Here is a 25,075-nt window from a genome sequence, read left to right as displayed (position 1 = left end):
GTCAGTGGCCCCCGGTAGGTTCTGTGGACAAGAACCAATTGCTTACCGGAGGTTGTGGACGTGACCGACACCGACCTGCTGCCCGAGTCCTGGCGCGGCGTCCTCGGCGAAGAGCTGCAGAAGCCCTACTTCAAGGAGCTCACCGACTTCGTCGAGAAGGAGCGGGCCAACGGGCCGGTGTATCCCCCGCGCGATCAGGTGTTCGCCGCGCTGGAGGCCACCCCGTACGACCGGGTGAAGGTGCTCATCCTCGGCCAGGACCCCTACCACGGCGAGGGCCAGGGGCATGGGCTCTGCTTCTCGGTCCGGCCGGGGGTCAGGACGCCCCCTTCGCTGCGCAACATCTACAAGGAGATGAACGACGAGCTCGGCCTGCCGGTCCCGGACAACGGATATCTGATGCCGTGGGCCGAGCAGGGCGTCCTCCTGCTCAACGCGGTGCTGACGGTCCGGGGCGGCGAGGCGAATTCCCACAAGTCCAAGGGCTGGGAGAAGGTCACGGACGCGGTGATCCGTGCGGTGGCCGACCGGCCCGACCCGGCGGTCTTCGTGCTCTGGGGCAATTACGCGCAGAAGAAGATCCCGCTGATCGACCCGGAGCGCCACGTCATCGTGAAGGGCGCGCACCCCTCGCCGCTCTCCGCGAAGAAGTGGTTCGGCTCCCGTCCCTTCACCCAGATCAACGAGGCCGTCGCCGCCCAGGGCCACGAGGCCATCGACTGGCGGATCCCGGACCTGGGCTGACAGGCGGCCGCGCCGGCCCGGACCTGCGGGCGACCCGGTCGGTGCATCCGGCCATCCGGCCCGCATCCGGGCGCGCTCGCCTGAGGCTGCGGCTAGCGTCGGCTCGACGGGCAGGCCGGACGGCGATCAGGGAGACCTCTGTCGTGGTGGAGCAGCAGGATGCGTCGAAGGACGCTGTCGTGACCAGGATCGGCCGGGCGGTCATGCTGCTCCACGGCGGGGACAGGGAAGAGGCGCGCAATCGTTTCGGTGCCCTCTGGGCGGAGATCGGTGAGGACGGTGACGCCCTGCACCGCTGCACCCTCGCCCACTACATGGCCGACACCCAGGACGATCCCTGGGACGAACTCGCCTGGGACCTGAGGGCCTTGACCGCCGCGGAGGAGCTGACCGGCGCAGCCGTGGCGGAACACCGGGACGCCCTCGCGGCGCGGTCCTTCCTCCCCTCCCTGCACCTCGCCCTCGCGGCCGACTGTCTGCGGCTGCAGCGCCTCGAGGCCGCCCGGCTCCATCTGGACCGGGCGTGGGACACCGTCGGCGCCCTGGGGGACGACGGTTACGGCGGAGGGATCCGGGCGGCCATCGGGCGGCTGGAGCAGCGGATGCGGGGGAGCCGGGCGGGAGAGTGAGACGGGCGGGCGCGTTGTGCCCCGGTGACGCCGGCCCGCCGTGACCCCGGAGTCAGCGGCCGTACGTCGCGTCGCAGATTCTGGACTGTGGGCTCCCGGCCGGCCAGCGCCCGTATCCCCGGCCCAGTGCGCAGACGTCCTTCCCGGTGACGGGGACGGAGGCGCCCGGTGCGACCGGCCCCGCGCCGCCCGGGAACCGAGGGGGCAGGCGAGGCGCCTGTGGCCGAGGGGCGTCCGCCCGCTCACGTCGGCGCGGCGTGCGTGGCGCGTCGTCCCGGGCGGACGAGGGAGCGCCGGCACGCCCGGCGGAGGCGGACGCGGCAGGATCCGGCAGTGCCTCCAGGGAGTCCAGGACCGGGGGCTGCACGATCTGCGGTGCCACGTCCTGCACGGGTCTGCTGGTGCCGGGACGTGGAGCCACGGTCTTTCGCGGCGGTTCCACCGAGACGCAGCCCGAGACCGCGGTGACGGCGATTCCCGCCAGGAGCGTTGCTGTGATTCCGGTTCGATGCACCCGCCTCACTCTGCCCGGCGGATACCGTCGCGGGACAGTCGCTGAGCCAGGATTGGCCCGCACGAGTGACGCCCGCGGCAGGGCCGCTCGGCCGGTCATGTACGGCGGGTCCCGGAGCCGCCGGAGCGCGGGCCGGAGCGTCGGCCGCCGCTCACGCCGTCGATCCGTTCCCGGACGAGGTCCGCGCGTCCGTCGTGCGGGCCGCCGTCGTCCCGGGACCGTCCGCGGGGCCACTGCCTACACGCTCGCGCCGCCGAGCATCCCGCGCAGCAGTTCGGCGCAGCCGGTGCGCAGCTCCTCCTCCGTGGGTACGGAGCGGTGGTGGGACCCTGCGGCGCAGGCGAACATCATTCCCTCCGCCCAGGCCACCAGCGACAGGGCGTGGCGTTCCGGTTCGGCGGATCCCGCGGCGGTCATCAGGGCCACCAGCGGTTCGCGGAACTGCCGGCCCGCGGCGTCGTAGTACGCCCGCAGCTCGGGGCGCCTGGTGGCCTCCAGCGCCAGTTCGTACCGGCAGATCAGCAGTTCGGTGCGGCCCGTCAGATACCGGTGCAGGGCCTGCGCCAGCCCGGCGGCCAGCAGGCCGGGATCGCCGGCCGCGGGAGGTCCGGGAGGCTGCGGAAGCCCCTGTGGCCCCAGCGGCCCCGAAGGCTCCGGAATCCCCGAAGCCCCGGGAAGGCTCCCCGGGTCGAGCACCTGAGACTCCAGCTCGGCGAGCCGGCGCACGCTCGCCTCCAGCAGCGCCTGCCGGGTGCGGGCATGGTTCGACGTCGACCCCTGGGGGAGTCCGGCCCGCTCGTCCACCGCGCGATGGGTCAGCCCCCGCATCCCGCGCTCCGCGAGCAGGGTCAGGGCGGTGTCGGCGATCAGATCGGCGCGGGAAGAGCCGGGCGTCCGGATGGTGCGTGTGGGCATGGGGCCAATCTACCGTCGAAACTACACCTGTAGTACGGTGAGTCGTCTACTACAACTGTAGTTTGGAGGTCGGTCATGACAACGTCCCATGCAGTGGTCATCGGCAGCGGCATCGGCGGCCTCACCGCCGCCACCGCGCTGCACCGGTGCGGCTGGCAGGTCACCGTGCTCGAACGCGCCGCCTCGCTGGAGCCCGTCGGGGCGGGCATCAGCCTCGCGCCCAACTCCCAGCGCGCGCTGGACGTCATCGGCCTGGGCGACGCGGTCAGGTCCCTCGCCGCCTGGCACGGCGACGGCGGCATGCGCACGCCGGCCGGTCGCTGGCTCGCCCGTACCAGCAGTGCCGCGGCGGCCGAGCGGTTCGGCGGGCCGCTGGTCCTGCTGCACCGCTCCGCCCTCGTCGACCTGCTCCGATCCGGGCTGCCCGATGCGGCACTGCACACCGGTACGCCGGCGGAGCTCGTCGGTCCGGGGCGGGCGGGCGGCCGCAGGGCCGTCGTCAGGACGTCATCGGGCGACATCGAGGCCGATCTGGTGATCGGCGCCGACGGTATCGGCTCGACCGTGCGCGCCACGCTCTTCCCACGTCATCCCGGCCCCAGGTACAGCGGCTTCACCACCTGGCGCGTCGTGTCCCCCGGAGTCGGCCACCCGTTCAGCTCGCACGAGACCTGGGGGCGCGGAGCCCTGTGGGGCAGCCACCCGATGAAGGACGGCCGCATCTACGCGTACGCGGCGGCCACCGCCCCGGCCGGGGCGGTGGCCGCCGACGACGAGAAGGCGGAGCTGCTGCGCAGGTTCGGCGACTGGCACGACCCGGTGCGCGCGATCATCGGGTCCGTCGGGCCCGGCCAGGTGCTGCGCCACGACGTGTACCAGCTGACCGATCCGCTGCCCTCGTTCCACCAGGGCCGTACGGCGCTCGTGGGCGACTCCGCGCACGCCATGGCACCCACGCTCGGCCAGGGGGGCAACCAGGCCATCGAGGACGCCGTCGTGCTCGCCCACCACCTCCCGCCGGACCGCGACCCGGGGGAAGGGCTCGCCGCCTACAGTGCGGCCCGGCTGCCCCGTACGACCGCGATCGTGCGTAAGGCCGCACAGGCCTCCCGGCTGATGCAGCTGTCCGGCGGACCGGCCGTCGCCGTACGGAACGGGCTGATCGCCACCGTCGGGCGCCTGGGCCCGGGGCTCGCCCTGCGCGCCTTCGACGGCATCGCCGACTGGCACCCGCCGCAGCGCACGTATGCTGCCGGGACCAAGGGCGGGCACAGGACGCGGCCTTGGTGAGGGCGACAGGGAGAATTCCGTGAAGGTCGGTTGCATCGGGCTCGGCGACATCGCGCAGAAGGCGTACCTGCCGGTGCTGACGACACTCCCCGGGGTCGAACTGCATCTGCAGACCCGCACGCCGGCGACGCTCGCGGCCGTCGCGGGGACCCACCGGATCCCCGGCCGGCGGTGCCACACGGATCTCGACTCGCTCCTGGCCCAGGGGCTGGACGCCGCCTTCGTGCACGCGCCCACCTCCGCGCACCCGGAGATCGCCGGGCGGCTGCTCGAAGCGGGCGTCCCGACGTACATCGACAAGCCGCTCGCCTACGAACTCGCCGAGTCCGAGAGGCTGGTGGCGCTCGCCGAGGAGCGCGGCACCAGCCTCGCCGTCGGCTTCAACCGCCGACTGGCACCGTCCTACGCCCAGTGCGCCGAGCACCCGCGTGAACTGATCCTGATGCAGAAGAACCGGGTGGGGCTGCCCGAGGATCCGCGCACCATGGTGCTCGACGACTTCATCCACGTCGTCGACACGCTGCGCTTCCTGGTGCCCGGCCCGGTCTCCGACGCCGTCGTGCGGGCGCGGATCGAGGACGGACTCATGCACCATGTGGTGCTCCAGCTGTCCGGCGACGGATTCACCGCCATCGGCATGATGAACCGGCTCAACGGATCGACCGAGGAGATCCTGGAGGTCTCCGGCCAGGACACCAAACGCCAGGTCCTCAACCTCGCGGACGTCGTCGACCACAAAGGGCAGCCCACCTTGCGGCGGCGCGGTGACTGGGTGCCGGTCGCCCGTCAGCGCGGCATCGAGCAGAGCGTGCTGTTCTTCCTGGACGCGGTGCGGGCCGGTCAGGTGCTCAGTGCCCAGGACGCGCTGGAGACCCACAGGCTGTGCGAGCGGGTGGTCAGGGACGCCCTGGAGCAGGCTTCCTGAGGGACCGCACGCCGGCCGTACCGAAGAAGACGGCCAGCACCGCCAGCGCCCCGTACACGGGCCAGGCACCCAGCCGCACGTAGAGCGTGCTGCCCCGCGCGAGCGGTACGTCGTACACCGCGGCCTCGCTCGCGTCCGTACCGAGCGGCGCACCCACCCGTTCGCCCTGCGGGCCGTACGCGGCGCTCACGCCCGTCAGGGTGGCGTGCACCATCGGCCGCCCGGTCTCGGCCGCCCGCAGCGCACCGAGCGAGGCGTGCTGCGCGGGCGCCCAGCTGTGCTGGAACGTCGAGGTGGAGGACTGGGCGATCAGCAACTGCGCGCCGTCCGCGGCCAGCCGCCTGCTCATGTCGGGGAACGCCGACTCGAAGCACACCAGCGGCCCGAGCCGCAGCCCGTCCGCGCCCGGCAGGTCCATCACCACGGGGCGCTCGCCGCGCAACCGGTCCTCGCCCGCCGCCCTGCCCACCGAGGTCGCCCAGCCGAGCACCGCACGGGCCGGGACGTACTCACCGAACGGCACCAGGCGCATCTTGTCGTAGCGGTCCCCGGTCGGCCCGTCAGGGCCCACCAGCACCGCGGACTTGTAGATCCCGGCGCTGTCCGGACCTTCCGTCCGCCGGGCGTCCATGTTGACCAGCAGTTCGGCCCCGACCAGCCGGGAGAGCGCCGCGATCCGGTCCGCGGTTCCGGGGCTGCGTGAGAGATCCACGCCCACGCTGCTCTCGCCCCACACCACCAGGCCGACGTCCCGGCCGACGAGGGAACGGGTCAGCGCCTCACTGCGTGCGAACCGGCGTTCGATACTGTCCGGGCCGTCGACGACACCCGGCTGCACGACGGCGATCCGGGCGGTGCCCGTGCGCTCCGGCTGCGGCGCCCGGACCCAAATGGCCGCCACACCCAGCGTGCACACCACGAGACAGGCGGCCGCGGCGGTGCGGGCCGACGGTACGACCAGGAGCAGCGTGACCGCGGTGTTCACCGCCACCACGAGCAGGCTGACCAGCCATACGCCCCCGACGGACGCGGTCCGCAGTGCGGGAGCGAACTCCCACTGACTGGCGCCCAGCAGACCCCACGGGCCGCCCAGCCCTTCCCAGGAGCGGACCAGCTCGATCATCAGCCACCCGGAGGGCAGGACCGCGACGGCGGCCACCGCACCCCGGAACGACGGTGATCCGCCGAGCAGCCGGGACACGAGCACGCCCCAGGGAGCCCACAGCAGGCCGAGCAGAGCCGCGAGCACCACCAGGAACACATGCAGGCTCGGCATCAGCCAGTGGTGCACGGCGAGCATGAAGCCCATGCCACCCAGCCAGCCGTCGGTCGCGGCGCGCCGCCCGGTGTCCGCCGACCGGAGCAGCAGCATCCACGGTACGAGGGCCACTGGAGCGATCCACCAGAGCGAGGGGGCGGGGAACGCCAGGGCGGGCAGGGCGCCGGCGCACAAGGCCGCGGCACCGCGCCACAGGGGAGCGCGCAGCAGGCGCGCGTACGGCCGGGTGCCGCCGTCGGCCGGGCTGCTGCCGGCCTGGCCCTCGTCGGCGGGACCGCCCGGAGTCCGGTCCGCCGGAAGCCGCCCGCCCCGCATCGGCATGCCGTGTCCTCCTCGCCGGTCGCCCCGCTCGATCCCAGTGTGCGGCAGAAGATCGTCAGCGCACAGGGGGCGTGCCGGGGGCCCGGCCCCCGGGTGCGGATCAGCCGGCCGTGGGTGTGCCGGGCGACCACCGCCACTTCTCGTGCGCCTCGACCGTGCGGATCAGCCAGCCCGGCTCCGCACGCAGCAGGTCGAAGGTGTACCGGCCGCCGGAGAAGAAGGCCGGGGCCGTCCCTCCGGCCCCTGCTTCCGGTCCCATCGGATTCAGGTAGTCGGCCCGTACCCGCGCCCGGTCGCCGGGGTAGCCGCCCAGGTCCTGGAGGTCGAGCCGCCGGTTGACGATCAGGTGCTGGCGGACCGGGAAGGGCCGCAGGGTCTCCGCGAGCCACCGCGCCGCCTCGGCGGCCGGACCCTCGGACCCGCCCGCACCGCGGTAGTCCGCACGGCCGTCCTCGGTGAACAGGGCGCCGTAGTCCTCCCAGGCGCCGTCGTCCACCGCCACGGCGTAGCCGGTGATCACCGCATCGATCGAGAGCCGGTCCATTACCGTCGCGAGAGCCACGCGCTGTGTCATCGGGCAAGTGTCCGCCCGCGGGACCGGAAGTCCAAGGGGCCCGCACTCCCCGCGGCCTCAGCAGGGCACGACGGCCACGGGACCGAGGGTGTGCGTCACCGCCGTCTGCGCGACCGGGAACAGCCCGGGCCCCCGGGGGATCCGCCGCCCCTGTGCCGCCCGACCACGGTCAGCACCGCGGTGGCCGGCGCCGTGACCGGGGTGCGGGAGGCCGGTCCTCCGACCGGTTCACGTACGACGTCCGCCTGCGGGTACTTCTCCGGCCGGCCGGCCGTCAGTTCGGCGAGCGTTCGCCCGGGAGGAACCGTCGACCGCGGCGATCACGGGACGGTCGTGGGCGGTCATGACCACCTCCTGAGTGCGCCGCCGGGCGCATTCGATTCCGGCCGAGTGCCCCCGGCGGGGCTTTCGGCGAGGCCGCGCCGGCACCCGCTCCTCACGTTACGTCCGGGAGGTGCCCGGCCTTTGCCGGGGCCTCACGCACACGTACCTCCGACTGTGCACGGGACGTAACCACGCTTGATCGTCACGCGTGACACCCCAGAAACGGACGTTTCGTACCGTCGGGGGAGCACGTTCCCCACGAGAGGCCGTCCATGACCGCGCCGAATCCGCAACCGGACACCGCCACCCAGGTGCGGACGGTCTGCTCGTACTGCGGTGTCGGCTGCGGGATCGTCCTCGATCTCGGCATGGGGCCCGACGGGAGGCGTACCGTCCTGAAGGCCTCGGGCGACAAGGCGCACCCCGCGAACAAGGGCAGGCTCTGCACCAAGGGGGCGACGAGCGCGGAGATGCTCGCGGCGCCCGGACGGCTGGCGACGCCGCTGGTCCGGACGGACCGCAGCGAGGAACCGGCTCCGCAGACCATGGACGCCGCCCTCGAGGCGACCGCGCGGCGGCTGCGCGCGATCGTCGACGAGCACGGACCCGACGCGCTCGCCCTCTACGTCTCCGGGCAGATGACGCTGGAGGCGCAGTACCTGGCCAACAAGCTCGCCAAGGGCTTCGTCCGGACCAGCTGGATCGAGTCCAACTCCCGGCTCTGCATGGCCGGCGCGGGCAGCGGCTACAAGCTCTCGCTGGGGGCGGACGGCCCGCCGGGCTCGTACGAGGACTTCGAGCACGCCGACGCGTTCCTCGTCATCGGCGCGAACATGGCGGACTGCCACCCCGTCCTCTTCCTCCGCCTCATGGAGCGGGTGAAGACCGGTGCCAAGCTCATCGTGGTCGACCCCCGGCGCAACGCCACCGCCGACAAGGCCGATCTGTTCCTGCAGATCCGCCCGGGCACGGACCTCGCGCTGCTCAACGGCCTCCTGCACCTCCTCGTCGAGAACGGCCACACCGACCCCGAGTTCATCGCCGAACACACCGAGGGCTGGGAGGCGATGCCGGACTTCCTGCGGGACTACACCCCTGCCACGGTCGCGGAGGCCACCGGGATTCCGGAGGCGGACATCCGCCTCGCCGCCCGCTGGATCGGCGAGGCCGGCGACTGGATGAGCTGCTGGACCATGGGCCTCAACCAGAGCACGCACGGCACCTGGAACACCAACGCCCTGATCAATCTGCACCTGGCGACCGGAGCCCTCTGCCGGCCGGGCAGCGGGCCCTTCTCGCTCACCGGCCAGCCCAACGCCATGGGCGGCCGCGAGATGGGCTACATGGGACCGGGCCTGCCCGGACAGCGCAGCCTGCCGGCCGATGACGAGCGCGCCTTCATCGAGGAGATGTGGGACATCGCGCCCGGGACCCTGCGCACGGAGGCGGCGGGCACCGGAACCGTCGACATGTTCCGGCGGATGGCGGCCGGCGAGATCAAGGCCTGCTGGATCATCTGCACCAACCCCGTCGCGTCCGTGGCCAACCGCAGGACCGTCATCGAAGGGCTCGAAGCGGCGGAATTCGTCGTCACCCAGGACGTCTTCGCCGACACCGAGACCAACGCCTACGCCGACATCGTCCTGCCCGCCGCACTGTGGGCGGAGGCCGAGGGCGTCATGATCAACTCCGAGCGCAACCTCACCCTCAGCCGGCCGGCCGTCGAACCGCCGGGGGAAGCCTGGCCGGACTGGCGGATCATCGCGCGGATCGCCTGCGAGATGGGGTACGAGGACGCCTTCGGCTACAGCAGCGCCGAGGAGATATTCGAGGAGATCAAGCAGGCCCACAATCCGAGGACCGGGTACGACCTGCGCGGCGTCACGTACGCACGGCTGCGCGACACCCCCGTCCAGTGGCCGAGCGCCGCCGTGGACGGCCCCGACCGCAACCCCGTCCGCTACCTCAACGACGGAGTCAGTCAGACCCTCACCGTGCGCCCCGACGGAACCGTGCCACGGCTGGCCTTTCCCACCGCGAGCGGCCGGGCGGTGTTCTTCGCCCGCCCGCACCTGCCGCCGGCCGAGATGCCCGACGACGACTTCCCGTACGTGCTCAACACCGGCCGCCTCCAGCACCAGTGGCACACCCTGACGAGGACCGGGAAGGTCGCCAAGCTCAACAAGCTGAACCCGGGCCCCTTCGTGGAGATCAATCCGCGGGACGCCCAGGCGCTCGGCATCGGGGAGGGCGATGCGGTCGAGGTCGCCTCACGGCGCGGCCGGGCCGTACTGCCGGCCGTCGTGACCGACCGGGTGCGGCCCGGGGACTGCTTCGCGCCCTTCCACTGGAACGACCTGTTCGGCGAGTACCTCAGCGTCAACGCGGTGACCAACGACGCGGTCGACCCGATCTCCTTCCAGCCCGAGTTCAAGGTGTGCGCCGTGACACTGGCGAAGGTGTCCGCCGTCGTCCCCGCCGCCGCCCCCGCTCCTGTCCAGGCCGCGGGACCGGCTTCCGCGCTCGCCGGTGTGTTCGCGATAGCGGACGCCGCACCTCCCGTGCTGGCCGGCCACGAGCGCCGCTATCTGGCCGGTTTCCTGGCGGGCGTCGGTACGCGGACGGTGGGCACACCGGTGCTGCCGGCGCACGCGCCGTTCGAGCCGGAGCACGCCCTGTGGGTCAACGGAGTGCTGGCGGGGATGTTCTCCCGGCTGCCCGACGACGCGCCCGGGAGCGGGGCGCACACCGCGCCCGCGCGGGACGTCCCCACCGGGCGCCGGATCGTGGTGCTGTGGGCCTCGCAGACCGGAAACGCCGAGGGGGTCGCGGCGGCGGCCGCGCGGCGGCTGACCGACGAGGGACGGACGGCGACGCTCCTCGGGATGGACGACAGTCCGCTGGAGAGCCTGCCGCGGCCCGCCGATCTGCTGGTGGTCACCAGCACCTTCGGCGACGGCGACGCCCCGGACAACGGCTCCGGGTTCTGGGACTCCCTCCACGCGCCCGACACCCCGCGCCTGGAAGGCGTGCGCTACGCCGTGCTCGCCCTCGGGGACTCCTCCTACGACGACTTCTGCGGGCACGGAAGGCGTCTCGACGAGCGGTTCGACGAGCTGGGGGCCGTACGGCTCCTGCCGCGCGCCGACTGCGAACCGGACTACGAAGAGCCGGCGGGGCAGTGGCTCGACCAGGTGTGCGCCGCCCTGGGCACCCCGGCGGAGCCCGCTCCGGCAGCCCCCGCTCCTGCCGCGGCCCCCCGTGCTCCGGTTCGCCCCTCCAGGGCGGCGCCCACGCTCGCCCGTCTCACCGGCAACAGGCTGCTGAGTCTCCCCGGCGCCACGAAAGAGGTGCGCCGGTTCACCTTCGACAGCCAGGACAGCCCCGTCCCCCTCGTGTACGAGGCGGGCGACGCGCTCGGTGTCGTACCGGTCAACTGCCCCGACCTCGTGGCGGAATGGCTCGCCGTCACGGGCCTCGACGCCTCGGACCCGGTCGACGTCTCCGGCCTCGGCACCGTACCGCTCGGCGAAGCGCTCCACCGGCACCTGGACATCGCCCAGGTCACCCCCGACCTCCTGCGACTGGTCGGCGACCGCACCCACGACCGCACCCTCAAGAAGCTGCTGCGCCCGGACAACAAGGGCGAGCTCGCCCAGTGGACCTGGGGCCGGCAGGCGATCGACGTCGTAGCCGAACACTCCGCCCGCGCCACGGCGGCCGAGTGGACCGCAGCCCTCCGGCGCCTGCGGCCACGCCTCTACTCCATATCCTCCAGCCCGCTGACCGACCCCCGGCTGGTCCGGCTCACCGTCTCCGTCGTCCGCTACGAGAACCGGCACGGCCACCCCCGCAAGGGCGTGGCGTCCACCTTCCTCGCCGACGCCGCATCCGGCAGCCCCGTCCCCGTCTTCGTCCAGCGCGCCCCGCACTTCCGCCCGCCGGCCGATCCCGCCACCCCCATGGTGATGGTCGGCCCCGGCACCGGGGTCGCACCCTTCATCGGCTTCCTCGACGAACGGCGCGCCCTCGGACACCGGGCCGCCAACTGGCTCTTCTTCGGTGAGCAGCGCAGGGCCACCGACTTCTACTACCAGGACGAGCTCGACTCGCTGCGCGCCGACGGCACCCTGAGCCGGCTGGACACCGCCTTCTCCCGCGACCAGCGGGCCAAGGTCTACGTGCAGGACCGGATGCGCGAACACGGCGCCCACCTGTGGGCCTGGCTCCAGGACGGTGCCCACTTCTACGTGTGCGGCGACGCATCCCGGATGGCGAAGGACGTGGACCGGGCCCTGCGCGACATCGCGGTCGCCCATGGTGGGCTGGCACAGGACGCGGCAGCCGCGTACGTCAAGCAGCTCGCCGCCGACAAGCGGTACGTGCGCGACGTGTACTGAGCTCAGTTCCCCAGGGCGGCGCTGAAGGCCGGCAGATACGCGGAGGCGTGCCCCTCGGCCGTCGGGTGGACGTTGCTGCCGCTGATCCATGCGTCGCTGGTGCAGATCTCGTGCCCGGCGAAGGCCGGCCGGCCGTCCGCGAAGGCGAATCCGGCTGCCGCCGCACGGCCCGCGATCGTCGCGTTGAGCAGATCCGAACCCCGGTTGACGGCCGTGCGCTTGGCGGAGCTGAGCCCGCCGAGACAGAGGCCGCCCTCCTTGTAGAGGTGCGGGTATCCGATCACGACGACCTCGGCATGGGGCGCCCGGGCGCGGACGGTCGCGTAGAGGCTGTCCAGCTCGCCCGGCAATTCGTTCACGACGTACTCCCCGGCCGTTTCCAGGGCCCGCTCGCAGGCCGACAGGGTGGAGTACTGACAGCTGAGCATGGTCGAGGCGAAGCCGGAGTCGTTGCCTCCGATGCTCAGGCTGACCAGGGTGGTGCCCTCGTCGAGTTCGCCGACCTGGCCGCCGAGCACATCGGGGATCTTCGCACCGCCGCAGGCGGCGAAGGAGAACGAGGCGGGGTCGTTGGTGCCGGCCCACAGGGCGGGGTAGGCGTTGCGGCTCCGGGTGCACGCGATGTCGGAGTAGCTGCCGGCGCCGGTACCGGAGGCGTACGAGTCACCGAGGGCCACGTAATGCACCTCGGCCGCCGTCGCCGTGGCCGTCGTCGGGGAGGCGGAGGCCGGGACGGCGACCGAGGCGAGCGCGAGGGCCAGCAGTGCGGAACCGGCTGTGCGGGGCAGGGGCATGGGATTCTCCGTGGAGTGAGAGGGAAGGCGGCCGGTGCACTGCCGCCGACGAGCGTGACCACACCCAACCTCCCGCCCCGGAGCCCTCACGTCATCGGCGAAATGACTGACTCCCGGACCGGCCCGGTCCGGGAGTCAGGGGCGCAAGGGCCTTGCTCAGCCCGCGGACTCACCCGCGTGCGGGCTCAGCACGCCCGCCCCGATCAGGATGAACAGGGCGATGCCCAGGATCACGCGGTAGATGACGAACGGCATGAAGCTCTTCGTCGTGATGAACTTCATGAACCAGGCGATGACCGCGTAACCGACCACGAACGCGATGATCGTCGCGAAGATCGTCGGTCCCCAGGAGACGTGACCCTCACCCGCGTCCTTCAGCTCGTACGCCCCCGATGCCAGCACCGCGGGGATGGCCAGCAGGAACGAGTAGCGTGCCGCCGCCTCACGGGTGTAGCCCATGAGCAGACCACCGCTGATCGTCGCGCCCGAGCGGGACACGCCAGGGATCAGGGCCATCGCCTGGCAGATGCCGAAGATCAGGCCGTCCCGGACACCGAGCTCCCGCAGGGATTTGCGCTCCTTGATCGCACGGTGCTTGCCGCCGGTCTCGTCGCGGGCCGCGAGCCGGTCCGCGATGCCGAGGACGATGCCCATGACGATCAGGGTGGTCGCGATCAGACGCAGATCACGGAACGGACCCTCGATCTGGTCCTTGAGCGTGACGCCGAGCACACCGATGGGAATCGAACCGATGATGACCAGCCAGCCCATCTGGGCGTCGTGGTCGCCGCGCATCGACGAATCGGTCAGCGACCGGAACCAGGCCGAGATGATCCGGGCGATGTCCTTGCGGAAGTAGATGAGGACCGCGGCCTCCGTGCCGATCTGCGTGATGGCGGTGAACGCCGCACCCGGGTCGTGCCAGCCCGCGAACGCGGCGGTCAGCCGCAGGTGCGCGCTGGAGGAGATCGGCAGGAACTCGGTCAGTCCCTGAACGAGGCCCAGGACGAATGATTCGAACCAGCTCATGGGGCTTTGGCCATCCCGGAGGTGCTCATGCAACGGCCGACGGACAGGAAGGCCGTCGGCACCGTGCGGATGTGGTCAGAAAAGGGGACGGGACGCCACGGCCCCGGACATCCTCTGTCGGTCGCGGGCAGCGTATCGCCTGCAGATGAACGGACTCCGGGGCGCCCCCGTTTACGAGGCGGTCTCCGCCCCGCCCAGCCGGTGACGCCTGCGCCAGGCCAGCAGGGCCGCACCCGCACCGGAGAGCACGATGAAGCCCGTCGCCGCGAGGAACGCCGGCGAGGTCGGCGAGGACGCCTCGCTGCCGGCGATGACGTAGGCCGCCGTGTTGGGGATCGAGCCGAGCCCGGTGGCCAGCAGGAACGGCGGATACCCCATACGCGAGGTCGCCGCGCAGTAGTTGGCGGCCGCGAACGGCACTCCGGGGAAGAGCCGCAGCGCCAGCATGGAGCGGAATCCGTGCCGGCTCAGCACCCCGTCCGCTGCCATCAGCCACTTGCCGCGCAGCAGCGTGCGGAGCGCGTCCTGCCCCAGCACCCGGCCCAGCATGAACGAGACGCCCGCACCGAGCACGGTCCCGGCCAGGGCGGCAGCCAGACCGGTCTGAGCGCCGAAGAGCGCACCGGCGGCGAGATTGAGCAGCGGACGCGGCACGAACGCCACGGTGCACACGCCGTAGGCGACGCCGAACAGCATCGCCGCGGCCGAACCCGTCAGGTGGGGCGGCCAGCCCGAGGCCAGCAGTCGCTGTGGTTCGAACAGCACCATGGTGGTGGCGGCGGCCAGCAGCACCGCCACGAGCAGGGAGAACCTGGACCAGGGGGAGAGCAGCACCCTCGTACAGCGAACGGCGAGGCCGCCGGCGGGCGGCGTTGCGGGGACGGGCTCGAACATCTGGGGAGCGTAACCGAAACGCGTGTGTGATCGCCGTCATGTGCGTGTGACGGGCCACGCGGGGGAGCGGCATGGGGCACGCGAGAGCCCTGCCGTCCTTCACCGCGGCGGGCTCTCGCGTCAACGGCGCACACCGATATCAGGCCGTTCGTCCAGAAGCGAGACTCGCGAACCCGGTCCAGGCTTCCGGGCGCCGGTGGACCGGCCCCTGCCCGTCACACCGGCCGCGCCCGCTCGAAAACCGCTCGACGTGAGCGCGCGCATGAACCAGGATCAGGGGCATGTTCCGGTACGCCTTCCTCGCAGCGCAGTCCGCAGTCGCGGACGCGCCGAAGGCTGCCGTGAACCCCGCGGTCGCGAGCGCGGCAGCCGCAACGGCAGTCGCGGCAGTGGCCGCAGCAGCAGTCGCGGCGTTCACCGCTTCGGCGGCGCCCATCGGCGGCGCCCGAAGCTGACCCTCCCCCGACAGTCCGGCGGACCCCGCAAGGGGAGGGTCGGCAGGGCCCTGGGGTCTTCTCCTCGCAGCTTCGAATTCCAAGGAACGAGCCATGCCCAAGACGGCATACGTGCGCACCAAGCCGCACCTGAACATCGGCACCATGGGCCACGTCGACCACGGCAAGACCACGCTGACCGCCGCCATCACCAAAGTGCTGAGCGACCGGGGGACCGGCACGTTCGTGCCGTTCGACCGGATCGACCGGGCGCCGGAGGAGGCGCAGCGCGGCATCACCATCAACATCTCGCACGTCGAGTACGAGACGGACACCCGCCACTACGCGCACGTCGACATGCCCGGCCATGCCGACTACATCAAGAACATGGTCACCGGAGCGGCGCAGCTCGACGGCGCGATCCTCGTCGTGTCCGCGCTCGACGGGATCATGCCGCAGACGGCGGAGCATGTCCTGCTGGCCCGTCAGGTCGGCGTCGACCACATCGTCGTGGCCCTCAACAAGGCCGACGCGGGTGACCCCGAGCTGACGGACCTCGTCGAGCTGGAGGTCCGCGAGCTCCTCTCCGCCCACGGCTACGGTGGCGACACGTTGCCCGTCGTACGGGTGTCGGGCCTCAAGGCCCTGGAGGGGGACCCGCGCTGGACGGCGTCCATCGACGGACTGCTGGACGCGATCGACACGTACGTACCGATGCCGGTGCGCTACACCGACGCGCCGTTCCTGCTGTCCGTGGAGAACGTGCTCACCATCACGGGCCGCGGCACCGTCGTCACCGGCGCCGTGGAGCGCGGCACCGTGCGCGTCGGGGACAGGGTGTCGGTGCTCGGCGCGGACATCGAGACGGTCGTGACCGGCCTGGAGACCTTCGGCAAGCCGATGGAGTCTGCCGAGGCCGGGGACAACGTCGCGTTGCTGCTGCGCGGAGTGGAGCGCGACCGGGTCCGCCGCGGCCATGTGGTGGCGGCTCCCGGCAGCGTGAGTCCGAGCCGGCGCTTCACCGCGCGGGTGTACGTCCTGTCGGCCCGGGAAGGAGGCCGGACCACTCCGGTCACCACCGGATACCGGCCGCAGTTCTACATCCGCACGGCGGACGTGGTCGGCGACGTCGACCTCGGTGACACGGCCGTGGCACGGCCCGGCGACACGGTCACCATGACCATCGAGCTCGGCCGTGACGTCCCGCTCGAGGCCGGTCTCGGCTTCGCGATCCGCGAGGGCGGCCGGACGGTCGGCGCCGGTACGGTCACCGGCCTGCTCTGACCCAGGCACCGCGGAACCCGCCCCCCACCCTTCGCGGGGGGCGGGTCCCGTGTGTCCGGCACTCCTCGGGAAGGGGGAACAATGGGGGCGTGAACGAGCCGATACCCGTCATCCGTACCACCGACTGCGGCACCGCCCGGCTGCTGCCCGATGTGGACCGGGACCGGGCCTGGCTGCTCACGGTCGACGGCGCCCCGCAGTCCTACGTGGACCTCGATGACCCGGAGCACCTCGAATTCGAGTACGTACGGCGGCTCGCCCATGTCGTGGACCGGGCGGGGGAGCCCGGTGCGCCGCTGGACGTCGTGCACCTCGGCGGCGGGGCGCTCACCCTGCCCCGCTACGTCGCGGCGACCCGCCCCGGGTCCCGGCAGGATGTCGCCGAGACCGACCGTGGACTGATCGAGCTGGTCCGCGAGCATCTGCCGCTGCCCGGAGAGGCCGGGATCACCGTGCACGGCACCGATGCCCGGGGCTGGCTGGAGCAGGCACCTGAGGATTCCGCGGACCTCCTGATCGCCGATGTCTTCGGCGGCGCGCGCGTACCTGCCCCTCTCACGTCCGTCGAGTACGCACGGGCTGCCGGGCGGGTCCTGCGCGCGGACGGAATCTACGCGGCCAACCTGGCCGACAGCGCTCCGTTCGGCTTTCTGCGCCCGCAGCTCGCCAACTTCGCCGAGGTATTCGACGAGCTCGCGCTGATCGCCGAGCCCGCCGTGCTGCGCGGCAGACGCTTCGGCAACGTCGTGCTCGTCGCTTCCCGGAGCCCGCTCGACATCGCACCGCTGACGAGGCTGTGCGCCGCCGACGCGTTCCCCGCCCGGGTCAGCCACGGGGCGGCGCTGACGCGGCTCATCGGCGGAGCCGCGCCGGTACGCGACGACGAGGCCGTCGCATCACCCGAGCCCCCCGACGGGGCCTTCGGCATCGGCTGACGCCCCGGCCGGCGCCGGGACCCTGGCGCCGGCCGCCTTCACGGTGCCGCGCCGGGTCAGATTCCGTACGTCCGGGACGCACAGAACCCCCACCGTGACCACCACGATCAGCACGGCGCAACCCCACAGCGCCTCGCTGCGGCCCACCAGCGTCTCCACCGGACCGGCCGCCGCCGTCGCGAGCGGCACCATCGCGACCGAGCCGAACCAGTCGTACGCCGAGACCCGGGACAGCTTCTCCTCCGGTATCTCCTGATGAAGGGCCGTCATCCAGGAGACACCGAACACCTCGATGGCGACCCCGGTCACGAACATCACGCCGCACAGCGCCGTCACCGGCAGAGGTATCGCGAGGCCCGCCGACGGCAGGGCCATGGGGAACACGCAGAGCGTCCCGGCCAGCAGCAGCCTCCGGGGCTTCCAGCGCATCATGAGCAGCGCCCCGCCCAGGGTGCCGACCCCGAACGCGGCGAGCGCGAACCCCCACGGACGTGCGCCCCCGAGCTCGTCCCGTGCCACCAGCGGGCCGTACACCGCCTCGGCGGCCCCGACCACGGCCACGACCACGGAGAACTGCAGCACGATGGCCCAGAGCCAGGGGCGCCCCGCGACCTCCCGCCAGCCGTCGCGCATATCGGCGAGCAGCCCTCCGCCGGGTTCGCGCGCGGGGATGTGGCTCACGTCGAGGAAGGCCCGGAGCACACCGGCGACGGCGAACGCCGCCGCGTCGACGGCCAGGACCCAGCCCGGGTCCATGGCCGCGATCATCGCGCCGCCGAGCGCCGCGCCGCCGATGGCCGCACCGTGCATGGACATCCGGAAGAAGGCGAAGGCGCGGGCCGCCTGATCGCCGCTGACGCTGGACATCAGCATGCCCTCGGCCGCCGGGTTGAAGAAGGCCTGACCGGTACCGCACAGCGCGGTCAGCAGCATCATCTGCCACAGCTGGGGGTCGCCTGCCAGCACCAGCCAGGCGAACGCCGCCTGGGAAACGCAGTTGAGCGTGTTGGCCGCCACCATCACGCGGTGCCGCGGAAGCCGGTCCGCGATCGCGCCGCCGATCAGCAGGAAGAGCACCAGCGGCGCGGTGCGTGCGGCCGCGACCAGCCCCACGTCACCGCCGTCGCCGCCCGATTCCAGAACCGCGAAGGCCGCCGCGATCAGCGCGCCATGGGTACCCAGGCTCGTGATGATCGCGGCGGCGGTCAGCAGACCGTAGTTGCGGCCGGTCCGCGGGGAGCGGCTTTCGGTGGGCGGGGAGGCGGCGGAAGTCACCCGAGGACTATCCCCGCCGCGGCCCCGTGCTGCCAAATGGGTTAACCCGGCCCCGGCTGCCCCAGGTCAGGACGCGCTCCCGGCGAGCCTGACGGTGCTGAGGATCTTCTGGACGGTGGCGTCCGGGAGTTCGTCGGCGACTCCGGCGTTGGCGTAGAGGACCCAGGACGCGTACTCGCCCTTGGTGTTCTTGAAGGTGAACGCGATCGACTTGCCGTCGGTGTCGCACTTGTCCTTGTTGGCCAGCCCTGTGGCGGTCGCCGTCACGACGCTGCCGGAGAGACCGGACTTGGTCGTGTACGGCTTGGGCTTGCCTATCTTGACCTTCTCCTTGGGGTCCTCCTGGGCGTAGGCGGCCCAGACCCAGTTGGCGGCCTCGTTGGTGGCGGCCTCGTCGGTGCTCTTCGCACCCTGGCCGCCCTTGGTGCCGACACCGGCCAGACCGGTGTCCTCGTCACGACCGTCCTTGTCGGAGTCGTCGACGCACCACTTGCTCTTGTAGTAGGCCGGCGCGGTAAAGCCGACAGCCGGCTTCCCGGTGGGGTTCTTGACGTCCTCGAAGCCGGAGAACACACTGCTGCCCGCGACCTCCCAGTCGCCGGGCACGTCGAACTGAGTGCCCCACTTGGGATTGGTCACGACCTTCCAGCCGGGGACCGTCGGCGCGGCGTCCTCACCGCCCCGCGGGTTGGCCGCGGGGGAGGAGGCGGTGTCGGAGGGCTTCGCGGACGGCGAGGCCTTGCCGCCGGCGCCGCTCGTACCGCCCTTGTCGTCGTCCTTGTTCATGACGACGACGCCGGTGACGACAGCCGCCACGACGACCGCGGTGGCGGCGACGATCGCGACGATCGTCGTCTTCTTCCTGTCGTCCGGCTGCGGACCGCCGGGCTGGCCGCCCGGCACCGCGTACTGCGGCACGGTGGGCTGCTGGTACGGGTTGGGCTGCGGGTATCCGGGCTGCTGGCCCGGCTGGCCCTGCTGGTAACCCGGCTGCTGATATCCCGGCTGCTGATAGGGATTCGGCTGCTGGTACCCCGGCTGCTGGTACGGGTTCTGATTCTGGTCCTGCGGGTTTTGCTCGCCCCCGGGCGGCTGCTGTCCTGGCCACATGGCCAGTAACCATAGAGGGGTGGACCGTCCACTGCTACGGCCGCCCCTGTGAGGGGATGGTCAAAGAGTGCTACCCGCTAGTAACATGACGGCCATGAGCACGGAAGAGATGACAGTCGGCGACCTGCTGTCCGCGAGCGTTCCGATGGTGCGGACCCTCAACCTCGAATACCTGGAGACGACCGCGGAGCGTGCTGTCCTCTCGCTGCCGGACCAGCCCGAGTATCACAACCACCTTGGCGGCCCCCACGCCGGAGCGATGTTCACGCTGGCCGAGTCGGCCAGCGGCGCGATCGTGATCGCCGCGTTCGGTGACCAGATGGCGCGGGCCGTTCCGCTGCCCGTCACCACGGAGATGGCGTTCAAGAAGGTGGCCATGGGCCGGCTCACCGCGACGGCCACGCTGGGCCGCCCGGCGACCGAGGTCGTGGCCGAGCTGGACGAGGGCAAGCGCCCGGAGTTCCCCGTGGCCGTCGAGATCCGGCGGGCCGACGGTGCGGTGACGAGCGAGATGAGCGTGGTCTGGACGCTGCGTCCGAACCGCTGACCCGGCACCGGGGCGGACACACCTGGCCGGCACCCGGCCCGTGCGTGCGGCCGGTGGGAAGGAGTCCTCGCGCCGGCCGACCCGGTAGGCTGCCCGCCGTGCGCCTCAGGTGCACGGCGGGCAGATTCTCAGCGGGAGGAACAGGCGTTGCACGTCCAGGAGTGGCTCGAGACCGTCCCCGCGGTCAGCATTTACCTCCTGGTGGGGGTCGTCATCGGACTCGAGAGCCTGGGCATTCCGCTGCCGGGCGAGATCGTCCTCGTCAGTTCGGCGCTCCTCGCCTCCCAGCACGGTGACATCGACCCCGTGGTACTCGGCGCCTGCGCGTCGGCCGGAGCGATCATCGGGGACTCGATCGGCTACGCCATCGGCCGCAGGGGAGGACGCCCCCTGCTCGCCTGGCTCGGCGCCAGATTCCCCAAGCACTTCGGGCCGGCCCAGATCGCCATGGCGGAGCGGTCGTTCGAGAAGTGGGGCATGTGGGCGGTCTTCTTCGGCCGTTTCGTCGCACTGCTGCGGATCTTCGCCGGGCCCCTGGCCGGTGTCCTGCGCATGCCGTACTGGAAGTTCCTGATCGCCAATGTGTTCGGCGGCATCCTCTGGGCCGGGGGCACCACGGCCGTCATCTACTCGGTGGGAGTCGTCGCCGAGGCATGGCTCAAGCGTTTCTCGTGGCTCGGCCTGGTGGCCGCGGTGCTGATCGGGCTCACCTCGATGCTGGTGCTGAGGAACCGGGCCAAGAAGGCGGAGCGGCAGTCGGCGGACGGCCCTGTGCGGGCGTCCGAGCCGGACGTCGTGGCCGTCGCGGACTGATTGCCCACGCTCTCCCGGGCGCCTGGCGAAGGGAACGCCGGAACCCCGGGGCGCCCTGAACCCTGACCGACCCACCCCGGCAGTCCGCCCCCGGCAGTCCGCCCCCGGGCGGGACGGTCAGGCCCCGTGCGCGGCGCGGTGCGCCTTCGCCAGTTCCACGTAGCCGGCCGCGTTGAAGGCGATGCCCTCGCGCTCCTCGGCGGTCAGTTCCCGCTTGACCTTGGCGGGGACACCCGCGACGAGGGAGCCGGGCGGTACCCGCATCCCCTGCGGGACGAGGGCCTGCGCGGCGACGAGCGAACCGGCACCGATGTGCGCCCCGTTGAGGACGGTCGCACCCATGCCGATCAGGACGTCGTCTTCGATGACGCAGCCGTGCAGGACGGCGTTGTGCCCGACGGAGACCCGTGCGCCAACGGTCAGCGGGAAGCCGGGGTCGGTGTGCACGCTGCAGTTGTCCTGGATGTTGCTCTGCGGGCCGAGCGAGATCGGGCCGCAGTCGGCACGCAGCACGGCCTGATACCAGACGCTGGAACCGGCGGCCAGCGAGACCTCACCCATGACGACCGAGGTGGGTGCCACGAAGGCGTCCGGATCGACGTCCGGCTCCTTGCCGCCGATGCCGGTGATCAACGCCTGCTCTGCCATCGCCTGCTCCTCCGCTGCGGGGGTGTGCGGTCGTGCGCCTTCCGGTGTCCTCAGGTGAACGGTAGGCGACGTGTTCCTGGTCCCGGAGCGGTGTGGGGTGAACATCACAGCCGGTCCCGGGGATCCGCCCGTCCCTGCCGACTACCGTGAGCGGGTGCCGAAGAACAGAGACACGTTCTCCTTCCCGCTGGCCCGCTGGCGGCGCCGTGTCCTGTCCCGGGCCGTCCACCGGAGCTGGGACTGGGTGCAGGAGGCCGGGGCGGTCACCGCGCAGCATCCGGGGCGGCTGAGGTTCGGCCGGATCGGCACGGGAACCCGGCTCGCCTTCCCGCAGGGCACCGTCTTCGGCGAGCCGTGGATCGAGCTGGGCGATCACTGCATCATCGGTGAGCAGGTGACACTCACGGCGGGACTGATGCCCGATCTGGACCTGGGGGCGGACCCCATCCTGACCCTGGGAGACGGCGTCGTGCTCGGCCGCGGCAGCCATGTCATCGCGGACACCGCGGTGACGATCGGCTCGGACACGTACTGCGGCCCGTACGTCTACATCACGTCCACCAACCACAGCTACGACGACCCTGAGGAGCCCGTCGGCAAGCAGTGGCCGCGCATGGAGCCGGTCGTGATCGGCCCGGGCTGCTGGATCGGTACCGGAGCGGTGATCCTCCCCGGGGCCAGCCTCGGCCGCAATGTCGTGGTGGCGGCGGGAGCCGTCGTGCGGGGAGAGGTGCCCGACCACGCGGTGGTGGCGGGGGCGCCCGCCCGCGTCGTGCGGAGCTGGGACCCCGACAAGGGCTGGCAGCCGCCCCTGCGCACACCCGCCCCGGTCCCGATCCCCGAAGGGGTCACTCCTGAGCAGCTGCAGGCCGTGGCGCATCTGCTGGAGGACACCCCCCGCGCCTGACGGGCGCTATCCGGCTGCCAGCAGGACCGTGCCCACCAGGGCCAGGCCCGCCCCTGCCGCCTGGACGCCGCGCAACCGCTCGCCCAGCACGCCCCGTGCGGCCAGGGCCGTCACCACGGGGTGGAGCGAGGCCAGTACGGCGGCGACGGTGACCGGGCCGTGCCGGGCGGCGATCGCGTACGTGCCGTTCGCCGCGACATCGGCGAGGCCGATGAAAGCCAGCGCGGGCAGCGCGGCGAGCACGACGGCTCCGCCGCCCTCCTCGGGCAGGGCGCGGCCTCCACGGCGTACCGATACGTACAACGCCGTGCCGCCTACCGCGATGTTCGTGACGCGCTGGACGAGGAGTGCCAGGAAGAGCCCGGTCACCGTCGTCGACGCCTCCGCGATCAGGGCCATCACCGCTCCGAAGCCGAACGCGGCCAGCAGTGTCAGGACCACCGCCTGGCGCTGCACCGGCGCCCCGCGCAGCTGCGGGCCGCCCGCCAGGACGACGCCCGCGACGGCCACGGCCACCCCGGCGGACTGCAGCAGCCCCGGCCGCTCACCGACGACGAGGCCGACCGCCACCGGCACGGCGACGCCCAGCGATCCGAACGGGGACACCATGCCCATCGGGCCCAGTGCCAGGGCCTTGTAGAAGCTCAGCATCGCGACCGGGCCGACGGCGCCCGCCGCCACCGCGAACCAGAGCCGGCCCCCGGCCTCGCTCCAGCCGCCCGTCGCGATCACCACGACGCCCAGCACGAGGGCGGCGACGCGCTGCGAGACCACCACGACCGTGAGGGCGGGCGTGCGCCGGGTGAGCAGTCCGCCGCCGAAGTCGGCCAGCCCCCACAGAAGGCTCGTGGCCAGGGCGAACAGTGCTGTCATCGAGTGCCTCGCAGTACAGTGCGATGGTCGGGTGGGTGCACCACGCCGTAGTGCAATATTTTCGACCCTGTCATCCACAATATTGGACGGAATGTGTCTGACCTCGATCAGCTCACCCAGTCGCTCGCACGCAATCTCAGGCGCTGGCGGGGCGAGCGTGGCTTCACGCTGGACGCCCTCGCGGCCCGGGCCGGGGTCAGCCGCGGCATGATCATCCAGATCGAGCAGGCCCGGACGAACCCGAGCGTCGGCACCACCGTCAAGCTCGCGGACGCACTGGGCGTCAGCATCACCACCCTGCTCGACTACGAGCAGGGGTCCCAGGTGCGGCTGGTACCCGAGAGCCAGGCCGTCCGCATGTGGTCCACGGAGGCGGGCAGCTCGACCACGCTGCTGGTGGGTACGGAGGCCAGGGGTCCCATCGAGCTCTGGTCCTGGCACCTGATGCCCGGCGACAGCAGCGCCTCCGACCCGCACCCCGAAGGAACGGTGGAACTCCTCCATGTCACGGCGGGCGAACTGACCCTGGTCGTCGACGGCGAGGCGCACGCGGTACCCGCCGGAACCTCGGCGACCTTCGCGGCGCACGTCCCGCACAGCTACCGCAACGAAGGCACCGAGCCGGCCGAACTGACCATGGCGGTCTCGATCCCGCCGGTCCGCCGGGACGGCACATGAGCAGGGGGCGCTGACCCCGCGGACCTGCGCGCACCCGGCTCCCGCACTACCCGTTCCACCTGCTGCTCCCCGGCCGAGCATGGCCGGTGCCCGCCGCTGTGCGGAGCGCCGGGCAGTCAACCACCGCCGGTCCGATGGGTCCCGAGCCAGCCGACGGCGAAATCCACGGCCGGGCGGAGACGCATCAGGCGGCTGACGGCCGAACCCACCCGGCCCGTGCGGACCGCGCCGGTCAGTTCCGCACGCTCGAAGGCGCGGCCCAGTGCGGCGAAGTCGCTGTCGTCCAGTGCCACGTCCTCGTACTCCCACCACCGGCGCCCGCCCTCCGGTGCCACCACACAGCGGTAGAGGCGGCGCGGCGGGGCGGGAAGACGGTATTCGGCGAGGTGGAAAGCGGTGCAGGTGTCGAAACCCGTGCCCAGCAGCAGGATCTGCGCATCGGCTTCGTACAGCCGGGCCAGGGGGGAGTCCTCGCCCAGATGGCAGTCCGGGCGGTGCCCCGCGAGCAGCTTCCCGGCCGACGGGCCGATCGCGGTGAACGAGGTCTGCGGATGGGCGCTGCGCTCGGCGCCCGGGGTCAGCCGCACCGTCTCGGCGAGCCGGCCCATGGAGGGCGCGGGCGTGGCCGCACGGTCGAACGGCGGCATCGCCGCACGCACCGCCGCACGCGATTCGTCGCTCAGGCCGCGGACACGGTTGAGATACGAGGGCGAGGTGTCGGAATTCTCCGGGGTGAAGGAGGGAACGACCAGCGTCCCCTCCGGTCCGAGCGCCGTCCGCAGGGCGTCCGCCATGGCCACGGCGTCCCCTCCCACGGCGCGCATCGACGCGTGGACCAGCAGGACGCCACCCCGCTCCACGCCGAGCCCGGTCAGCTGGGCGGCAGCGCGTTCACCGTCGACGAGGTGCTGTGTCACGGCGGACATTCTCCCGGCCGGG

23 protein-coding genes and 1 pseudogene are annotated in these 25,075 nt (G+C 72.2%); 12 read left to right on the top strand and 12 right to left on the bottom strand.

Annotation, left to right across the window (positions count from 1 at the left end):
• The first annotated feature begins 60 nt into the window (after positions 1 to 60).
• Both AB0F38_RS22930 and AB0F38_RS22925 read left to right on the top strand, forming a co-directional pair.
• Positions 61 to 744: a uracil-DNA glycosylase gene (locus AB0F38_RS22930; RefSeq protein WP_361896376.1), complete on the top strand. Its 684-nt coding sequence runs from the start codon at positions 61 to 63 to the stop codon at positions 742 to 744.
• A gap of 146 nt (positions 745 to 890) precedes the next feature.
• On the top strand, positions 891 to 1,373 hold the full coding sequence (locus AB0F38_RS22925) for a hypothetical protein (protein WP_361896486.1): 483 nt from the start codon (positions 891 to 893) through the stop codon (positions 1,371 to 1,373).
• Positions 1,374 to 2,124: 751 nt separating this feature from the next.
• Here the strand turns inward: AB0F38_RS22925 and AB0F38_RS22920 are convergent.
• Positions 2,125 to 2,802, bottom strand: coding sequence for a TetR family transcriptional regulator (locus AB0F38_RS22920; RefSeq protein ID WP_361896374.1), 678 nt, complete (start codon positions 2,800 to 2,802; stop codon positions 2,125 to 2,127).
• A gap of 75 nt (positions 2,803 to 2,877) precedes the next feature.
• Here AB0F38_RS22920 and AB0F38_RS22915 point away from each other — a divergent pair, with 75 nt between their 5' ends.
• Positions 2,878 to 4,092, top strand: coding sequence for an FAD-dependent monooxygenase (locus AB0F38_RS22915; RefSeq protein ID WP_361896371.1), 1,215 nt, complete (start codon positions 2,878 to 2,880; stop codon positions 4,090 to 4,092).
• 19 nt (positions 4,093 to 4,111) lie between these two features.
• Positions 4,112 to 5,017, top strand: coding sequence for a Gfo/Idh/MocA family oxidoreductase (locus AB0F38_RS22910; RefSeq protein ID WP_361896368.1), 906 nt, complete (start codon positions 4,112 to 4,114; stop codon positions 5,015 to 5,017).
• On the opposite strand, the gene lnt is transcribed toward AB0F38_RS22910, so the two are convergent.
• The 3 genes and pseudogenes from lnt to AB0F38_RS22895 form a co-directional block, all read right to left on the bottom strand.
• Positions 4,989 to 6,617, bottom strand: a complete 1,629-nt coding sequence (gene lnt / locus AB0F38_RS22905; RefSeq protein WP_361896365.1) for an apolipoprotein N-acyltransferase — start codon at positions 6,615 to 6,617, stop codon at positions 4,989 to 4,991. The two genes, AB0F38_RS22910 and lnt, sit on opposite strands and share 29 nt — an antisense overlap.
• Positions 6,618 to 6,717: 100 nt before the next feature.
• Entirely contained in the window at positions 6,718 to 7,191 is a 474-nt protein-coding gene (locus AB0F38_RS22900; protein WP_361896362.1) for a nuclear transport factor 2 family protein, read from the bottom strand.
• Positions 7,192 to 7,248: 57 nt separating this feature from the next.
• A pseudogene (locus AB0F38_RS22895) lies at positions 7,249 to 7,484 on the bottom strand (universal stress protein); the annotation flags it as partial.
• A 303-nt stretch (positions 7,485 to 7,787) separates the two neighbouring features.
• On the opposite strand from AB0F38_RS22895, the gene AB0F38_RS22890 reads away from it, so the two are divergent.
• Positions 7,788 to 11,915, top strand: a complete 4,128-nt coding sequence (locus tag AB0F38_RS22890; protein WP_361896360.1) for a bifunctional nitrate reductase/sulfite reductase flavoprotein subunit alpha — start codon at positions 7,788 to 7,790, stop codon at positions 11,913 to 11,915.
• Positions 11,916 to 11,917: 2 nt separating this feature from the next.
• Here the strand turns inward: AB0F38_RS22890 and AB0F38_RS22885 are convergent, their stop codons facing one another.
• The 3 genes from AB0F38_RS22885 to AB0F38_RS22875 all read right to left on the bottom strand — a co-directional run bounded on the left by AB0F38_RS22885 (position 11,918) and on the right by AB0F38_RS22875 (position 14,632).
• Positions 11,918 to 12,709, bottom strand: a complete 792-nt coding sequence (locus tag AB0F38_RS22885; protein WP_361896357.1) for an SGNH/GDSL hydrolase family protein — start codon at positions 12,707 to 12,709, stop codon at positions 11,918 to 11,920.
• A gap of 156 nt (positions 12,710 to 12,865) precedes the next feature.
• The gene (locus AB0F38_RS22880; RefSeq protein WP_361896355.1) at positions 12,866 to 13,738 is read right to left on the bottom strand and encodes an undecaprenyl-diphosphate phosphatase; all 873 of its coding nucleotides are present in this window, start codon (positions 13,736 to 13,738) and stop codon (positions 12,866 to 12,868) included.
• A 171-nt stretch (positions 13,739 to 13,909) separates the two neighbouring features.
• Complete coding sequence (locus tag AB0F38_RS22875) at positions 13,910 to 14,632, bottom strand: TVP38/TMEM64 family protein (protein WP_361896352.1); 723 nt, start codon at positions 14,630 to 14,632, stop codon at positions 13,910 to 13,912.
• A 281-nt stretch (positions 14,633 to 14,913) separates the two neighbouring features.
• On the opposite strand from AB0F38_RS22875, the gene AB0F38_RS22870 reads away from it, so the two are divergent.
• The 3 genes from AB0F38_RS22870 (at position 14,914) to AB0F38_RS22860 (ending at position 17,285) form a co-directional block, all read left to right on the top strand.
• Positions 14,914 to 15,087 (top strand): hypothetical protein, encoded by a 174-nt coding sequence (locus AB0F38_RS22870; protein WP_361896349.1) that lies wholly within the window; start codon positions 14,914 to 14,916, stop codon positions 15,085 to 15,087.
• 93 nt (positions 15,088 to 15,180) lie between these two features.
• The gene (tuf, locus tag AB0F38_RS22865; protein ID WP_361896346.1) at positions 15,181 to 16,350 is read left to right on the top strand and encodes an elongation factor Tu; all 1,170 of its coding nucleotides are present in this window, start codon (positions 15,181 to 15,183) and stop codon (positions 16,348 to 16,350) included.
• Between the two features lie 89 nt (positions 16,351 to 16,439).
• The gene (locus tag AB0F38_RS22860) at positions 16,440 to 17,285 is read left to right on the top strand and encodes a fused MFS/spermidine synthase (RefSeq protein WP_361896343.1); all 846 of its coding nucleotides are present in this window, start codon (positions 16,440 to 16,442) and stop codon (positions 17,283 to 17,285) included.
• Here the strand turns inward: AB0F38_RS22860 and AB0F38_RS22855 are convergent.
• Together AB0F38_RS22855 and AB0F38_RS22850 are read right to left on the bottom strand one after the other, a co-directional pair.
• The gene (locus AB0F38_RS22855; RefSeq protein WP_361896341.1) at positions 17,247 to 18,560 is read right to left on the bottom strand and encodes an MFS transporter; all 1,314 of its coding nucleotides are present in this window, start codon (positions 18,558 to 18,560) and stop codon (positions 17,247 to 17,249) included. The genes AB0F38_RS22860 and AB0F38_RS22855 overlap by 39 nt on opposite strands.
• A 66-nt stretch (positions 18,561 to 18,626) precedes the next feature.
• Positions 18,627 to 19,670 (bottom strand): hypothetical protein, encoded by a 1,044-nt coding sequence (locus AB0F38_RS22850; protein WP_361896338.1) that lies wholly within the window; start codon positions 19,668 to 19,670, stop codon positions 18,627 to 18,629.
• 109 nt (positions 19,671 to 19,779) lie between these two features.
• Here AB0F38_RS22850 and AB0F38_RS22845 point away from each other — a divergent pair, with 109 nt between their 5' ends.
• Both AB0F38_RS22845 and AB0F38_RS22840 read left to right on the top strand, forming a co-directional pair.
• Positions 19,780 to 20,217, top strand: coding sequence for a DUF4442 domain-containing protein (locus tag AB0F38_RS22845; protein ID WP_361896484.1), 438 nt, complete (start codon positions 19,780 to 19,782; stop codon positions 20,215 to 20,217).
• Between the two features lie 147 nt (positions 20,218 to 20,364).
• Positions 20,365 to 21,030 (top strand): DedA family protein, encoded by a 666-nt coding sequence (locus AB0F38_RS22840; RefSeq protein ID WP_361896335.1) that lies wholly within the window; start codon positions 20,365 to 20,367, stop codon positions 21,028 to 21,030.
• Positions 21,031 to 21,147: 117 nt separating this feature from the next.
• On the opposite strand, the gene AB0F38_RS22835 is transcribed toward AB0F38_RS22840, so the two are convergent.
• Positions 21,148 to 21,678, bottom strand: a complete 531-nt coding sequence (locus AB0F38_RS22835) for a gamma carbonic anhydrase family protein (protein WP_361896332.1) — start codon at positions 21,676 to 21,678, stop codon at positions 21,148 to 21,150.
• A 154-nt stretch (positions 21,679 to 21,832) separates the two neighbouring features.
• Between AB0F38_RS22835 and AB0F38_RS22830 the strand changes: the two genes are divergently transcribed.
• A complete protein-coding gene (locus AB0F38_RS22830) occupies positions 21,833 to 22,585 on the top strand; it encodes an acyltransferase (protein WP_361896330.1) in 753 nt (250 codons plus the stop codon).
• Between the two features lie 6 nt (positions 22,586 to 22,591).
• Here the strand turns inward: AB0F38_RS22830 and AB0F38_RS22825 are convergent, their stop codons facing one another.
• On the bottom strand, positions 22,592 to 23,458 hold the full coding sequence (locus tag AB0F38_RS22825) for a DMT family transporter (RefSeq protein ID WP_361896327.1): 867 nt from the start codon (positions 23,456 to 23,458) through the stop codon (positions 22,592 to 22,594).
• Between the two features lie 93 nt (positions 23,459 to 23,551).
• On the opposite strand from AB0F38_RS22825, the gene AB0F38_RS22820 reads away from it, so the two are divergent.
• A complete protein-coding gene (locus AB0F38_RS22820) occupies positions 23,552 to 24,136 on the top strand; it encodes an XRE family transcriptional regulator (RefSeq protein WP_361896324.1) in 585 nt (194 codons plus the stop codon).
• Positions 24,137 to 24,252: 116 nt separating this feature from the next.
• Here the strand turns inward: AB0F38_RS22820 and AB0F38_RS22815 are convergent, their stop codons facing one another.
• The gene (locus AB0F38_RS22815; RefSeq protein WP_361896322.1) at positions 24,253 to 25,062 is read right to left on the bottom strand and encodes an AAC(3) family N-acetyltransferase; all 810 of its coding nucleotides are present in this window, start codon (positions 25,060 to 25,062) and stop codon (positions 24,253 to 24,255) included.
• Between the last annotated feature and the right edge of the window lie 13 nt (positions 25,063 to 25,075).

The organism is Streptomyces sp. NPDC025273, from assembly GCF_040638585.1.
Lineage (GTDB): Bacteria > Actinomycetota > Actinomycetes > Streptomycetales > Streptomycetaceae > Streptomyces > Streptomyces cinereorectus.
Note: the sequence above shows the minus strand (reverse complement) of the source record. Positions and strands in the feature narration are given on the sequence as shown.

Bases quoted from the DNA above. Each gene is read 5' to 3' on its own strand.
- AB0F38_RS22920 (WP_361896374.1), bottom strand. From the start codon at position 2,802: ATGCCCACACGCACCATCCGGACGCCCGGCTCTTCCCGCGCCGATCTG.
- AB0F38_RS22915 (WP_361896371.1), top strand. From the start codon at position 2,878: ATGACAACGTCCCATGCAGTGGTCATCGGCAGCGGCATCGGCGGCCTC.
- lnt (WP_361896365.1), bottom strand. From the start codon at position 6,617: ATGCCGATGCGGGGCGGGCGGCTTCCGGCGGACCGGACTCCGGGCGGT.
- AB0F38_RS22900 (WP_361896362.1), bottom strand. From the start codon at position 7,191: ATGACACAGCGCGTGGCTCTCGCGACGGTAATGGACCGGCTCTCGATC.
- AB0F38_RS22890 (WP_361896360.1), top strand. From the start codon at position 7,788: ATGACCGCGCCGAATCCGCAACCGGACACCGCCACCCAGGTGCGGACG.
- AB0F38_RS22885 (WP_361896357.1), bottom strand. From the start codon at position 12,709: ATGCCCCTGCCCCGCACAGCCGGTTCCGCACTGCTGGCCCTCGCGCTC.
- AB0F38_RS22880 (WP_361896355.1), bottom strand. From the start codon at position 13,738: ATGAGCTGGTTCGAATCATTCGTCCTGGGCCTCGTTCAGGGACTGACC.
- AB0F38_RS22875 (WP_361896352.1), bottom strand. From the start codon at position 14,632: ATGTTCGAGCCCGTCCCCGCAACGCCGCCCGCCGGCGGCCTCGCCGTT.
- AB0F38_RS22870 (WP_361896349.1), top strand. From the start codon at position 14,914: ATGTTCCGGTACGCCTTCCTCGCAGCGCAGTCCGCAGTCGCGGACGCG.
- tuf (WP_361896346.1), top strand. From the start codon at position 15,181: ATGCCCAAGACGGCATACGTGCGCACCAAGCCGCACCTGAACATCGGC.
- AB0F38_RS22850 (WP_361896338.1), bottom strand. From the start codon at position 19,670: ATGTGGCCAGGACAGCAGCCGCCCGGGGGCGAGCAAAACCCGCAGGAC.
- AB0F38_RS22845 (WP_361896484.1), top strand. From the start codon at position 19,780: ATGACAGTCGGCGACCTGCTGTCCGCGAGCGTTCCGATGGTGCGGACC.
- AB0F38_RS22835 (WP_361896332.1), bottom strand. From the start codon at position 21,678: ATGGCAGAGCAGGCGTTGATCACCGGCATCGGCGGCAAGGAGCCGGAC.
- AB0F38_RS22825 (WP_361896327.1), bottom strand. From the start codon at position 23,458: ATGACAGCACTGTTCGCCCTGGCCACGAGCCTTCTGTGGGGGCTGGCC.
- AB0F38_RS22815 (WP_361896322.1), bottom strand. From the start codon at position 25,062: ATGTCCGCCGTGACACAGCACCTCGTCGACGGTGAACGCGCTGCCGCC.